At 45.0% G+C, this 14,847-nt stretch carries 9 protein-coding genes; 5 read left to right on the top strand and 4 right to left on the bottom strand.

Translation table 11 applies throughout. The annotated features are described in order from the left end of the window. Positions 1-85: 85 nt before the first annotated feature. Positions 86-2,221, bottom strand: a complete 2,136-nt coding sequence (locus K6Y31_RS11550) for an FAD-dependent oxidoreductase (RefSeq protein ID WP_233052928.1) — start codon at positions 2,219-2,221, stop codon at positions 86-88. Beyond that, positions 2,208-2,777, bottom strand: a complete 570-nt coding sequence (locus K6Y31_RS11545) for a carboxymuconolactone decarboxylase family protein (RefSeq protein WP_233052927.1) — start codon at positions 2,775-2,777, stop codon at positions 2,208-2,210. Before K6Y31_RS11545 ends, K6Y31_RS11550 begins: the two co-directional genes overlap by 14 nt. A gap of 289 nt (positions 2,778-3,066) precedes the next feature. Between K6Y31_RS11545 and tamA the strand changes: the two genes are divergently transcribed. Both tamA and tamB read left to right on the top strand, forming a co-directional pair. Continuing rightward, the gene (tamA, locus tag K6Y31_RS11540; protein WP_233052926.1) at positions 3,067-4,794 is read left to right on the top strand and encodes an autotransporter assembly complex protein TamA; all 1,728 of its coding nucleotides are present in this window, start codon (positions 3,067-3,069) and stop codon (positions 4,792-4,794) included. Further along, positions 4,791-8,489: an autotransporter assembly complex protein TamB gene (gene tamB, locus K6Y31_RS11535; RefSeq protein WP_233052925.1), complete on the top strand. Its 3,699-nt coding sequence runs from the start codon at positions 4,791-4,793 to the stop codon at positions 8,487-8,489. Before tamA ends, tamB begins: the two co-directional genes overlap by 4 nt. 72 nt (positions 8,490-8,561) lie before the next feature. Here the strand turns inward: tamB and ggt are convergent, their stop codons facing one another. After that, positions 8,562-10,322 (bottom strand): gamma-glutamyltransferase, encoded by a 1,761-nt coding sequence (gene ggt, locus K6Y31_RS11530; protein ID WP_233052924.1) that lies wholly within the window; start codon positions 10,320-10,322, stop codon positions 8,562-8,564. A gap of 144 nt (positions 10,323-10,466) precedes the next feature. Further along, on the bottom strand, positions 10,467-11,798 hold the full coding sequence (locus K6Y31_RS11525) for a hypothetical protein (RefSeq protein ID WP_233052923.1): 1,332 nt from the start codon (positions 11,796-11,798) through the stop codon (positions 10,467-10,469). A 167-nt stretch (positions 11,799-11,965) separates the two neighbouring features. Between K6Y31_RS11525 and K6Y31_RS11520 the strand changes: the two genes are divergently transcribed. From K6Y31_RS11520 to K6Y31_RS11510, 3 genes are read left to right on the top strand one after another with little or no spacing between them, the layout of a single operon-like run. Beyond that, complete coding sequence (locus K6Y31_RS11520) at positions 11,966-13,171, top strand: hypothetical protein (protein WP_233052922.1); 1,206 nt, start codon at positions 11,966-11,968, stop codon at positions 13,169-13,171. Further along, the gene (locus K6Y31_RS11515) at positions 13,161-14,057 is read left to right on the top strand and encodes a metal ABC transporter solute-binding protein, Zn/Mn family (protein WP_233052945.1); all 897 of its coding nucleotides are present in this window, start codon (positions 13,161-13,163) and stop codon (positions 14,055-14,057) included. Before K6Y31_RS11520 ends, K6Y31_RS11515 begins: the two co-directional genes overlap by 11 nt. 5 nt (positions 14,058-14,062) lie before the next feature. Beyond that, positions 14,063-14,830 (top strand): metal ABC transporter permease, encoded by a 768-nt coding sequence (locus K6Y31_RS11510; RefSeq protein ID WP_233052921.1) that lies wholly within the window; start codon positions 14,063-14,065, stop codon positions 14,828-14,830. The last annotated feature ends 17 nt before the right edge of the window (positions 14,831-14,847 follow it).

Raw genomic sequence — 14,847 nt, 5'->3', positions numbered from 1 at the left:
TTGACTGATGCAAGCAAACCGCCGAGTTTTTCGGGGTGATTCAGACTGCAGTAAAAAAACACCTTACTTTTGAGTCCGATTAAAGCTAACCGCGTCGCGAGGTAAAGTACCGTTTTAATAGCGCTAAAATACGTGTTGGCTTATGCTTTTGTTTCCATGCGCCTGCCGCGTACTTATTGGCCTCAAGCATGGTTGGATAAGCATGAACGGTGCCGAGTACTTTATTAAGCCCTAGACCATGTTTCATCGCTAGTACAAACTCGCCAATAGTTTCTCCAGCATGCTGTCCAACAATCGTCACGCCTAAAATAGTATCTTTTTTCGGCACGGTTAATACTCTTACCACGCCTTGTTTGGCGCTATCAGCGATGGCGCGATCCAGTTCATCTAAAGCAAATTCAGTTACTTCATAGGGAATATTGTCTGCTTTAGCACGCGTTTCATTAATGCCCACTTGAGCGATGGGTGGATCGCAGTAGGTGACGCTTGGGATCACGCGGTAATCCGCCTTGAACTTTTTAAAGCGACCAAATAAAGCATTAACGCTGGCATACCAAGCTTGATGGGCGGCAAAGTGCGTAAATTGCATGGGCCCGGCAACGTCACCAACGGCAAAAATGTTTGGATACTCAGTGCGTAAATAGGGATCAAGTTTAATGGTGCCGTTTGCTTCAAGCTTGATACCCAAGTTTTCTAAGCCGAACCCTTCGGTATTGGCTTTACGTCCCACGGCGATTAACACCTTATCAAAGCTAATACGTTGCTCCCCTTGTGCTGTTTGATAATGGGCCCATTGGCCGTCAGTATCGTGACTAAAATAATCGAGGGTGACACCTAATAGACATTGGATTCCTTCTTGCTGGAATTGCTTGAGTAGTATGCTGGATACGCTAGGGTCTTCTCTGGGCAGTAATTGATTCGCGACATCTATCATGGTTACTCTTGAGCCAAGGCGAGCAAAGGCTTGGGCTAATTCACAGCCAATCGGGCCTGCGCCGACCACCAATAACCTTGGTGGTAACTGTTCGAGCTGCCAAAGGCTGTCTGAAGTTAAGTACTCCACCTGATCAAGCCCTTTAATCGGTGGCACAAAGGGTTTGGCGCCAGTGGCGATAATGATGTTTTCTGTCAGCAGTGTTTGCCCATTTAGCTCGACAGCATAAGGTGTTTTGATGGTTGCTTTGCCTTGCAGGCAATTGACGCCTAGCTTGCTGTAGCGCTCAATGGAGTCGTGCGGCTCAACTTGTTTGATCACATTATGAACCCGGTCCATTACCGCTTTAAAATCAACCTTGCTTGCTATGGGTGCAAAGCCAAGGGCGGTTGCCTTATTTAGCTCGGCGGCAAAGTGTGCACTGCGCAGCAAAGCCTTAGATGGCACGCAGCCGGTATTTAAACAATCACCGCCCATTTTATGTTGCTCGATAATCGTGACTTTCGCGTTGACGGTTGCCGCAATATAACTACTGACTAAACCGCCAGCGCCAGCACCGATCACCACTAAGTTGTAATCAAATTTGTTCGGTTTAGGGTAAGGTTTGTAACGCTTATATTGCTGGTAGCGAGCGGTAGCCCATTTAAGTAAATGGGGTAATAGGGCCAATAACGCAAAAGCAAACCAGAGAGAGGGAGAGGCGATATCCTGTAGCGAGCTAATCTTGCTCAGTTCAGTGCCGGCGTTAACGTAGACTAATGTACCGGGGATCATCCCTAATTGGCTAACCCAGTAAAATGTGCGCGTTTTGATCGACGTGAGTCCCATTAATAAGTTAATGAGAAAAAACGGCACCACCGGCAATAACCGTAAACTCAGTAAATATTGCGCACCTTGCTTATCTATACCTTGGTTAAATTGACGGAGCTTATGGCCCCACTTTGCTTGAAGCCGCTCTCTTAGTAGATAGCGTGCGACTAAGAAAGCCAAGGTTGCGCCTATTGAACTGGCAAAGGAAACGATAATAAAACCTTCAGCTAAGCCAAATAGCGCCCCTGCAAGTAAGGTGAGGATTGCAGCGCCCGGCAATGAACCGGCAGTAATGAGCACATAAGCAACAAAAAATCCCAAGGTATAAAGTAAGTGGCGTTGTTCAACCGCTTGTTGTAATTCAAAGTGTTGTTGCTGGATATAATCAAGGGTGAGGTATTGATTGATCTCTAAAGAGAAAAAAAGTACTGCCAACACTAATATAGCGACAACCAGTAACCACTTATTTAATTTCATCAGTTTGCTCCTGAGGGCGAATGTGACAAAAACCTTGCGCAGGCACATCAAGAGCAGCGTTGAATTTGGCAGACATATTTTGAAACGCAATCAGACCTGTCAGGTCAATCATGGCTTTTTCGTCAAACCAAGTTTTTAATCGCTCAACTTGTTGGTCGGTGACGCTTTTACCACTGTCCGACATCGCCTCGGTATAATCGAGCACTGCACGCTCTTGTTCACTGAATATGGTTTGGTTGCGCCAATCACTTAAGGCCATTACTTTATCTTCGGAGCCCGCTCGTTTGGCTAAGGTCATGCTATTAATATCAATACAAAACTGACAGTGATTGATTTGCGATACTCGAACCGTGACCAGTGAGCGTAGCACCGCATTGATAGGTGAGCGTTTGCGGTTTATTACGCCATATAAAGAAGCTACGGTGGCAAATAGTAAAGGTACTTTGCCCCAAAGTAAGCCGGGGGTAAGGACTTGGCCGTAATTTTTCTGCTGTAGCCAAAAGAAGGGCTTAATCCAAAATGGGTAGCTCTTTATTGGATCCGGTGACACGCGCATGATTCATCTCCATTTGTTGGCTCAGCTGACTGGTTATAAAGTCCTTAAGGCAAGCGCAAAAGTAAGCATATGTAAGTATATAAAGTGAGACCGCCTCGCGTTAGGAAATATTTCACTAACACTAAGTATTGCTTAAAGTTTAGTCAGGTATAACTGGAAGTTATCGATAAAACTGAAATACCATGATTATTATTAAGATTGGGTGTTAAGTTAATTAAGCTTTATCAGGGTTTGTAATACACTCTTATTTCATCTGATTGGTTTTCTAGAATATTTAGATAGGGAAAGTATGGTTTTGATATTGCGCTTTGCTATGTTTACGATGGCACTGTTGATCAGTGTTAGCGCTATGGCTAAAGTCGACCTGACGATAGAAGGCCTTGACGGAGAGTTAGAAGCAAATGTTGAAGCCTATCTGTTATCGGTTGCAGAGCCGACGGGGAAAAACTTAGGCTCCTATCGCGATAGCCTAGAAACGGAAGCAGCCAATGCATTGAAGGCGTTAGGTTATTATCATTCGGACGTAAAATTAGATGTGAGCTTAAAAGACGGGCAAGTGGGTAAGCTTAAAGTGGTCGCTAACATTAGCGCGGGAGAGCCAGTGATAATTAAGGCGCTCGACTTAAAGTTAATCGGTGAGGCCCGTCATGATGAGGTGTTTTTAACATTTGCTAAAAAGCTTCCCCTTCAGGTAGATAAGCCGCTTAATCATGGTGTTTATGCGTCTGCTAAATCCAGTATTACCAGTATGGCACTGCAGCGAGGCTATTTTAATGGCAAGTTTGTTAAATCGAAAGTCGAGGTAGAAGCAAAAGAAAATAAGGCTACTATAGTTCTGTGGTTTGATTCGGGTATTCGTTTTCGTTATGGCCCGTTAGTGTTTACTCAACCATCGCCAGCTGAAGCGCTGGTACGCAATATGGCAAACTTTGAACAGGGCGATTATTACCTTACCACACAGGTTGCGCAATATAGTCTACAAGTCAGCGATAGTGGCTATTTTAGAAATGTGTTGGTTCGACCAAATATTGAGAAGGCCATTGGTAATCAAGTGCCTATCGAAGTAACAGTGGGCTTGAAACCGACCAATAGTTTTGAAGTTGGTGCCGGTGTCACAACCGACAATGGGCCAAGAGTGAAATTCGGCTGGTCGCGCCCTTGGGTAAATGATTGGGGGCATAGCTTGGGAGCAGATTTAGAGTTGAGTAAGCAATCGCAAACTATCTCAACTTATTACAAAATCCCAATAGATAATCCGAATTGGAGTTATTTAAATGTACAAACGGGCTACCAGCGTCTTGACGAAAACGATACGGAAAGCACCAAATTCACCCTTGGCGTACAGCGGTTTTGGAAAACGCCAGGTAACTGGGATCGTACCGCATTTATTAAGTACGATATTGAAGATAGTATCCAAGGTAATCAAGAGCTTAAAACCAAGCTAATTATTCCGGGCATATCTTATAGTCGCACTCGGGTTCGTGGTGGGCTCAATGCTGTGTGGGGAGATAAACAGCTTATTTCAACGGAAGTTTCGAGTAAGTATTGGGCCTCCGATGAAGATATATTTAAGGTGTACGGACAAACAAAATGGCTACGCTCCCTTACTGAAAAACACCGTGTGTTAGCGCGTTTAGAGCTAGGCGCTATCGCCGTTGATTCCATTAATAGTGTGCCTTCATCAATGCGTTTTTTTGCCGGTGGGGACCAATCAATCCGCGGTTATGACTATAAGTCGATCGCGCCAAGAAGCGATGATAATAAACTAATCGGCGGCAAGTACCTGACGGTGGCGAGCTTAGAATATAGTTATCCGGTAAAGCCCAATTGGCGTATTGCCACCTTTATTGATGGCGGCACTGCTACTAATGACTTTTCAGAAGACCTGCAATATGGCACCGGGGCAGGTGTCGCTTGGGCATCGCCCATTGGTCCAATTAAGCTGTTTCTCGGTGTACCACTAAACAGCGAGGAAACCGCGGTAAGATTACATTTCTTGATGGGGCCAGAACTATGATGATTTGGTTGCGTCGAGGCTTACTTTGTATTTTATTGCTGTTGAGTTTGTTGATTGCCTTGCTTTTGTCCCATCATGGCAATGTGTTATTGATTAATCTAGCTAAACACTTTGTGCCGCAGTTAGAGCTGGAGCTAGATGAGGGAGCATTACTGTTTTCCCCGAAATTGTCTGGTATTGCCTGGCAAGATGAACAAGTCGATTTAATGATAGACCAATTGAGCTATCGATTTGATTGGGGCTGTTTAGCCAAAGCGATTTGTGTTGATGGGCTGACAGTAAAGGGTGTTGATGCGAACTTTCACCCACTGCAAACGGCAGAGCCAGCGCCACCTAGCAGCGGAGGGCTACCCGATTCAGTTGCTATTCCGATAGGATTGCGTATTGAAGGCGTTGATATCTCGGATGTTTCCTATCAACAACCTGGGTTAGCGGTGAATTTAAGCCAGTTTTTATTTTCAGCTCAGGTCAACCAACGCGGTGCGACGCTATCGCCAATAGTCAATGGCTTAACGGTTAGGCTAACGCCAACTGAGAATGCTGCTCAGGCCGAGCCTATCGTCGCTAGCACACCTGCTAATAATGAGGCGTTGGTGCTACCGACCTTGAAAGCGCCATTACCTATTCACATTCCGCAATTGAGTTTAACGCAATTCACTTTGGAACAAGGCGAAACACCATTCCATTTGACGCGTTTTTATACCTCAGTTAGCTGGGTAGAGCATGAGCTCACTGTTGAAGATCTTGAGTTAGTGTTACCTGAGCTAAGTGCGAAATTACAGGCACAAGTTAGCTTGCGTAATGATTGGCCATTAACAGCGGATCTCTCCGCCAAATTATTAGCCGACCCCGTTTTAGATGGGCAGTTAGTGGGGCAGAAACTTCGTCTTAGCGCTGCAGGAGACACCAAGAAGCTGAGTACAGATCTTACTTTAACTGGGCCCGTTAAGTTGAACCTTAAAGGGTGGTCAGCCCCCTTAAGTGCGCGCATTGATCATCAACAAGCGCTAACTTGGCAGAAGTTGCAATGGCCATTAACGGGAGCGCCGCAGTTAACCCTTAAGCAAGGCGAAGTTAATTCGAAAGGGAACCTAGATAATTTTAACGTTAATCTTGCCACGTTAGTTTTCGGTGAAGGCTTGCCGGATGTTGATCTTAGCGGTCAAGTTCAAGGTAATTTAGAAAAAATAAATGTTAAACAGCTGCTGGCAAAAACCTTATCTGGAGAGGTGAGCTTAGTGGGGAAGCTTGATCTAGCTGATCAGTTAGCTTGGCAAGGAGACCTAGATTTAAGCAATATAGATAGTACCAGCTATTTTCCTGACTACCCTGCGCAATTAAATGGTCAGCTAAGCCACAGTTTTGCCTTGCAAGATTCACATTGGCAGTTAGGAGTGGAGAAGTTAGACCTGCACGGTAAGTTTATGGACCAGCCGCTAAAAGTCGCAGGTAAAGTGTCGGGCAATGATCGCCTAGAATGGAAAATAGATAACCTAGTGGTCATCAATGGTAAAAATCAGGTCACTGCAACGGGTCATATTAAAGATAAAGTCGACTTACTATTAAATTTAAATGTCCCGGATATTTCTAGCTCCCTGCCGGATATTGCTGGTAATTTACAGGGTGATGTTAAGGTCGCGGGAGAGTTAACTGCGCCTAAGGTTAATATTGATCTAACCGGTAACAAGATCGTAATGGGCGAACTTTCCTTGGCCAGCTTAAGCCTAAAAGCCGATGTGTTGGCCAGTAAGCAGCCTTCTGGTAAAGCAGATCTTGAAATCAAACAATTAAAGCAGCCAGGAATCGACCTTGATACGCTGCGATTAACCGCGTCAGGGTCTGATCTATCGCATCAGGTTACCTTAAAGGTCGATGGCCAGCCTGTAGCGACGGAATTAGCGCTGTCTGGCCGCTGGCAAAATCAAGGCTGGCAGGGGCAATTACAGCAAGCGTGGTTTAGTACCATTGAAGGGCGCTGGCAGCTAGATCAACCCAGCCAAATCAGTTATCGCAATAAACAAGTGGTGTTAGCTAAGCAATGTTGGTCATCTGCGCCCAGTTTATTTTGTCTTCAGCCAACGAAAGCGGGCGAAAGTGGTGAAACAGGGCTGGTGGTTGAGCATTATGATCTTAACCGTTTACAGCAGTTTTTACCTGAGTTAATGAAGTTGCAAGGCGTGATACAAACGAACGTGACAGCCAAGTGGACCAAGGGCGCAAAGCCAACCGCACGTTTCGATGTTAATAGTCGCGATATCAATGTGACCTTTCTTGATGATAATAGCCAGGAGCATGCCATTCCCGTAAAAACCTTAACGTTGACGGGTGAGCTAGATAAAACATTGGCTAAGTTAGTGCTTAATCTAGATACCGATAAGCTAGGTAATGCAGATATTGACTTAACCTTACAGCCATATACGGCAGAAAACTTGTTACAAGGTAAGTTATTTTATCAGGGCTTAAATTTAAAAGCGCTACATTACCTAGCCCCTAATTTAGATGAGTTAGCGGGGGATGTGTCCTTTGATATTAATGTGAATGGTCCGCTCAAAGCGCCGATTGTAAAGGGAACCGCTTACCTAAAAGATGCGGCACTAGGTGGTGGCAGTGTACCTATGTACCTTTCTGATCTGAATACAGAAATTAAGCTAAATGGTACTAAAGGGACAGTTAATGGTGGTTTTAACACCGGTGATGGATCTGGGCAGATTGATGGCGCATTTGATTGGCAGAAAGGACTGGATGCCTGGATTACCTTGAAGGGTGAAAAGATAGAAGTAGACTATCAATCACAAGTTCAGTTATTTATCTCACCGGATCTAAAATTTACCTTAGATGATAAAAAAATGGATTTAACCGGCAATATATTGGTCCCAAAAGGGATGATTGCGGTGAAAACTTTGCCTGCTAGCGCGGTATCGATTTCGGATGATGTAGTGGTGGTTGACTCCGGTACTAGCAGCGACGAAACCGCTAATTTACCATTGAAGATGAAGTTGGGTGTGCAGTTAGGCGATGATGTGAAAATTGATGCATTTGGTCTAAAGTCGAACCTTAAGGGACAGCTCGCAGTTACGAAAAAAATTGATGGCCCGATACTGACCAACGGCAATATTCGTTTAGTGAATGGCTCTTATCGTGCTTTTGGTCAAAACTTGCTAATTAGAAAGGGGTTGCTCTTATTCTCTGGACCACCGGACCAACCCTATCTGTCAGTTAATGCTATTCGCGATCCGGCTTTAATTGCCGATAACGTGACCGCTGGGATCAAGTTAGAAGGGCCAGTATCGGCGCCTGAGATCACTATTTATTCTACGCCGGCGATGGATCAGCAAAATGCATTATCCTATTTGTTACGCGGTAAGGGGATCGACTCTCGATCGGGTGATGACTCGATGATGACGTCCATGTTGATCAATTTGGGTGTGGGGCAAAGTGCAGGTACGGTGAATCAAATCGGCGAAGCCCTAGGAGTTAAAGATTTAGCGCTCGACTCCAGTGGCAGTGGTGATAATTCACAATTGAACATTACTGGTTATATTTTGCCAGGTGTACAAATTCGTTACGGTATTGGTCTCTTTTCATCGATGACCGAAATCGCCTTACGCTATGAAGTGATGCCTAAACTCTATTTAGAAGCAGTGAGTGGCCTATACAGTGCATTTGACGTGTATTATCAGTTTGATTGGGACTGATTAGTTCGTTCATTATGACGTTCAAATCCCCCATCTGGACTAGCTGGGGGATTTGTATCTTGGTTGCGAGCGTTACTCGCCCAGAGCAAGCCCTTCACGACGAGGATCAACCCCAGATTCAATTCCTTGTTCGGTGATGATAAAGCCATGTAAGCCACTATTGAGGTCTTTCTCGATGGTGTTATAGCCGAGCTTGATGAGTTCAGTTTTGAGCTGTTTGCTTGATGTTCCTTGTTCTAATTCAAAGGTACCTGATTGGTTGACTAAGTGGGGTAACTCGATAGCTTGTTGCAATGGCATACCCCAAGTAAGGTGGGCGATCAAGGCTTGACTGACATAATTGATGATGCGGCTGCCGCCCGGCGAGCCAAGTGCGAGATAGGGTTTATTATGCTTGAACACTAAGGTGGGCGACATAGACGAACGCGGCCGTTTATTGGCTTGCACTCGGTTGGCGATTGGCTTGCCATTCGCCTCGGCTTGGAAAGAAAAATCGGTTAGTTGATTGTTTAGTAAAAAACCGCCCACCATGAGTCTTGCGCCGAAGGCATTTTCAATGCTCGATGTCATTGAAACAATATTACCGGTTTGGTCATGGATCACTAAGTGGGTGGTTGAAGGTAGAGATTGACTGGTTTGTATTCCCCAATTTTGTGCTTGCTTGGCTAATAATTCTGGTTGACCAGCGTTTACCTGAGGTAATGCGACTTTTGACTGTTTAATTAGCTGCGCGCGCTTTTCTAAATAGTCGGGGCTAAGTAATGCTTCACTGTTATTTTCTACAAAGTCTGGGTCGGCCATGTATTTGGCGCGATCAGCAAAGGCAAGGCGGCTGGCATCCCCAATAATACGCCATGCCGATGCGCTATTGGCAGTATATTGCGCAATGTTAGCACGCTCACTAAGGGCTAAAATTTGACCAACGGTTAGGCCACCTGATGACGGTAATCCCATGCCGCATACTTGGTAATCCTGTTGGTATTGCACGCACGTATTTGGCCGCGTTTTTATTTGGTATTGAGTTAAATCCGTTAAACTGAGTAACCCTGGGTTAGTGGAGTGGTTTTGCACTGCTTTGACGATTTGGTTGGCTAATATCCCTTGATAAAAGCCATTGCGGCCTTGCTCTGCGATGATTTTTAAGCTTTTTGCATAGCTGGGGTTTTTGAGGATGTATCCAGCAGTAATGGGTTGGTCAGCGGCATCAAAAAAGTAAGAGCGGGTACTTGGATGTTGTTTGAGACGCGCTTGATCCATTGCGACTAATTGAGCCAATCTAGGCGATACTTGGAAGCCTTGTTGGGCGAGTTGGATGGCTGGTGCAAATAACTTAGGCCAGGGTAATTTGCCGTATTGCTGATGAGTTTGCCACATCAGGTCAATGACTCCCGGCACCCCAACGGATCGACCTCCAACCACGGCATCGAAAAAGCCCATCGGCTTTTGGTTGGCGTCAATGAAAAGCTCACTTGTGGCTTTACTCGGCGCTGTTTCTCTGCCGTCAAAGCTAAGTAACTGCTTACTTTTTTGATCATAATACAATAAAAAAGCGCCGCCACCAATACCTGATGATTGTGGCTCAACTAAGCCGAGAACCAGCTGTGCGGCGATCATCGCATCAATGGCGCTGCCACTTTGTTTAAGTATGGCAAAAGCTGCTTCACTGGCATGAGGGTTTGCAGTGACTACCATGTGCTTTTTAGCTATTACCAAAGATTGAAATTGATTACCGGTGGCCGCTTCAGGTGCGATTTGATCGCTGACTTGTGAAGTCGCAAAAGCCGACATGGGCAATAGCAGGGAAAGCAGGAGGATAAAGCTTGCTGGTTTCATCTTCGTTTTTCCTAAACGTAAATTGGGTACAGCTAGCTGAATTTATACAGGTAATTCAGCATTGGCGAGTGTTGTTAGTTTAGGCGAGAAATTTGTAATAAGGAATATTGGCCTTGGGTTTATGCACCAAGGCCGATAATTAAATTAGTGTTGGTGTGCTGCAGGCTCCTTTTCAATGCCAACCCATGCGATATGGGCGGGTGAAAAGGCCAGTGCTAGCTGCTTAATAACCGCTTCGCTCGTTAAGTCAACGGTGAGCAGGTTATTGTTGACCGGATCGGAAATATAAACGTGGGCTTGACTGCCTGATGATGTGATGTTGAATTTTTGCCCAGAGTTTAAGTTTGGCACGCTATCTAATACTTTAATATAAGCGACGCGCTTAAAATCCTCTTCAATTTCATATACACCTAGATAACCTTTGCTATCAAACATTAGGAAGTGTGCTTGATGGTGATCAACACCATAAGCTAAAATAGTCGTTTCTGGCTGATCACGCCACAGAATTTCTGTCATCAGGTTATTTTCTGGGTCGACCAAAAATGCTTGTTGGGTTCTGGTTAAACCAAGAAACTTGTCATGTTTGTGGCTACCTTTCAACGTACCTATGCGAGTATCGACCATGGTGGCTATGTTGGGGATTTTGATTGCACTGAATTCTTCCCCAACTTGCTTGATGGCTAACACGCCATCTTCACAGCCAAATACTGTCCAATGGATACCCTGCATACTGCCATGCAGCCCTGGGCAAGATTCCGTAATGTTTTTTTCCTCATGGTAATGATCATTATGTTGATGCATTACTACGACTTGGTCTGGTAGTGATGTTGTCGCTACGTCGCTGCGAAAAGTCGTCAGTGCAAACTCTCCTCTCAATTGCGCCGTGCCGTGCATTGCCTGTGTAAAGTCATGACTTGCTAGTGCTTTAGCTTGCTTGATACTGCTATCTGTCAGTACTTGGAACCCAGCATTGATACCTGCTCCTTGGTCACCATCAAAAAACAGTGATGCGGCAGTGGATGATAAATCAAAGTGGGTCGGTTTCGCTTGCTCTATTGAAAATGAATGCAGACTGGGGGCCTCAGGTTGACTCCCTAATAGGCCTGAATCAATAAACTCTACTTTGTCTTGATTACGTTGGATGGCTACAACATAGCCAGATTGTGGGCTTAGATAAAGCGCACTCGCGGGGTTTTGCAAGCTTATATCGGCTGCAATATTACCTGAGTCTAAATCTAATAGTCTGACGTTTGTTTGGTCTGCCTCTGCAACAGCAAGGCGGCCATAGGATAAAACTGGCGCGCTAGTTGGTGCGGGATCCGGCTGACTTGGCGCGATAGTGGGAGTTGGATTTTGGCCACTATTGTCGCTGCCTGCGACATTACTGCCATTGCCACATGCAACCAGTAATAGGCTAATAGGCAGGGCAAGCAAAGGTTGCTTTATATATGCAGCTAAAGGGGTAATGGGTTTCATACAGAGTTCCTAATATTGTGAATATTAATTGTTATCATTAACTTGATTTAATGAAATGTTATACTATAACATTATGACTTCGCAAGCGGATCATTCGCAATTTTTTGAACTCGCCCCTTCCATTTGAGACGTTTTTTAAATGTAAGGTGCTGATATGGAATTAAAAAATGAAGGTTAAGTGGTTAATAAATGCAGTGGTTATGGGGTGTTCTGGTAGTGTTTTTGCTAATACTGGCCCTATTATTTCAGGCCCCGATGTGAGTGTTGTACTCGATGGTTTTTACCAAGATGGGCAGCGAGCTTTTTCTAACCGTGATGAAGGCTTTGGCTTAGGTCATACAGAATTAGGCCTAACGGGCAGCGTTGATGACAAATTTCGCGGTGTGCTAACTGGAATATTTGAGTCACATCATGGCAGCACAGAAATAGAGCTTGAAGAAGCGTTCATTGAGACCTTAGCTTTACCTGCAGGATTAAAAATAAAAGCGGGACGGTTTTTATCTGAATTTGGTTATTTAAATAGTAAACATACTCATGAGGATGCTTTCACTGAACGGCCAGGTGTTTACCGCGCTTTACTGGGAAGTCATTATTTTGATGATGGTATTCAAGTGAGCGCTTTATTACCAACTGAGTTTTACTTGGCGGTTTCTGCAGAAGCATTTTCAGGAAAAAAGATGGATGCTGGCTTTGACGATCCCGCTACAGTTGGTGTGGTTGCAGGCAAAATAGAAACGGGTAGCGATATTGGGGATTCAAATAGCTGGATGTTAGGCCTCAGTGTTTTGCGAAATGGTAATGGCCATATGCAGTTTGGTGAACATGCTCATGATCATAGTGAGCATGAGCATGAGCATGAGCATGGCGGTCATGATCATAGTAGTCATGATCACGGCGAGCATAATCATGGCCCTGCATATACAGGCCGTATGCTTTATGGCGCCGACTTGACGTGGAAATGGGCACCGCAAGGGAATTATAAATATCAAAATTTACGTTTCACCGCAGAATACCTATATCTAGATGATCTTTATGATGAACGCTTTAGCAGCTTAGACGGCGCACCGAGCTCACTGTCGGGGTTCTATGGTGCTTTCGTGTATCAATTTAATCCAAACTGGTCTGTCAGTTCGCGCTACAGCCAATTTGATCACATGAGTAATCATGATGTACATGGACATGGTGATCACGCCCATGGCCATTTTCTGGATGAGCAGCTGAAAGAGATTGATTTTGCTATCGCATGGCACTCATCGCATTTTGGTGTTGTGAGGGCACAAGTGAGCCAGCAAGATTATTTAGATAAACGGGATAATATTGTTTCTTTGCAATACATCATGACTTTCGGAGCGCACGGTGCCCATGCTTTTTAACTTAACTCGATTGACTGGCTGGTTATTGGCACTGTTTAGCTTACCAGCACATGCTTTAACTATATTTGCTTGTCAGCCTGATTGGGCGTCTTTGGCAAAAGTACATGCTCCTGAGGCGGAGGTGTTTAGCGCGACCACAGCGTTTCAAGATCCGCATTTTATTCAAGCTAGGCCATCCTTGATCAACAAAATGCGTCAAGCTGACTTAGTTATTTGTTCAGGCGCTGAACTTGAAGTGGGGTGGCTGCCTGAACTACAAAGGCAAAGCCGTAATGCCAAGGTGAGCCCTGGCGGTGAAGGGTTGTTTTTTACTACCGACTATGTCGCAGTGCTAGATAAACATGATCACGTTGATCGCTCGATGGGGGATGTGCATGCAGGCGGTAACCCGCATGTGCAGTTTGCGGTTGCGGATATGATAAATATATCTCAAGCGCTGTCTGATAAGTTGCAGCAACTTGACCCAAAACGAGCAGCGCAATATTTGCAAGCAGGGGAGGCGTTTCGCCAGCGCTGGGCGGCGAAAATGTTGATTTGGAAAAATAGGGCATTGTCACTAAAAGGGAAAAAAGTAGTCGGTTACCACGCCACCTATCGCTATTTATTTGCTTGGTTAGGGATGACACAAGTTGCCGATTTGGAGCCTAAGCCTGGGGTATCGCCAACAACCGCTCATTTAACTCAGTTGGCGAAGCTTGATCCGAGTAACATCTATGCCATCGTTTATGCTTCACACCAAAATTCTCAAGCCGCGAAGTGGCTAGCAGAGCGGACTCTGCTGCCTACCATAGTGTTACCGCAGAGTGTCGGAGGTAATGAGCAATCTCATGATTTGATAGCGTTAATTGATAATAGTATAAATTTATTGCTAGCCAGCAGTAGGTAATGACTATGACAGAGCATATATGGCTGCTTGCTCCTTTGTGTTGTGGTGCGCTAGCGCTAGTTAGCAATCTTATCCTAGGGCGTCAGGTACTTAAGCGCGGTATTATCTTTATTGATTTGGCTATGGCGCAAGTTTCGGCCTTAGGCATGCTCATTATTACTTTTTATTGGCCGGATTTGGCTAATCAGTATGAGCTGGTGCCTTTACTTGGTGCATGCGCTCTTGCTTTAGTCGTTGGTAGCGGCATTGCCTGGCTAGAAGCAAAGAAAGTTGACAACCTCGAGGCGCTGATTGGCATCTTTTATGTATTATCTGCATGTTTAGCTATCTTGTTAGTGAGTCAAGCGCCGCATGCTCATGAACATGCAACAAGCTTGCTGCATGGGCAATTACTTTGGTCAAGCTGTGGGGATGTTGCTGCTTTAGCTTTACTTGCTGGCGTGTTGGTGAGCGTTCGTTGGTTTCAGCCTCGATGGCTTGATGGGGTTGGATTTTATTGCTTGTTTGCTTTAAGCATTCCCCTCTTGGTACAAAGTCTAGGGGTCTATTTGGAGTTTGCAATGCTGGTGGTACCGGCTGTTGCTGCAACGTATTGTTTACCGCGTTGGCGGGATAGTATGGCACTAATGATAGGCTTGCTTGGCTTAATTGCGGGTTTTGCTCTTTCTATGTGGTTGGATTTGCCTTCCGGACCAGCCGTTGTGTTGATGATTTGTGTTTTAGCCCTTGTTCTAACGCTAGCCGTACGAACGAAAACGGGTGAGACTAAATAAACGATAAAACCACGTTT

It is taken from the genome of Motilimonas cestriensis (genome assembly GCF_021295315.1).
Classification (GTDB): Bacteria; Pseudomonadota; Gammaproteobacteria; order Enterobacterales; family CBDFNC01; genus Motilimonas; species Motilimonas cestriensis.
This window is presented reverse-complemented; position numbering and strand designations above follow the sequence as displayed.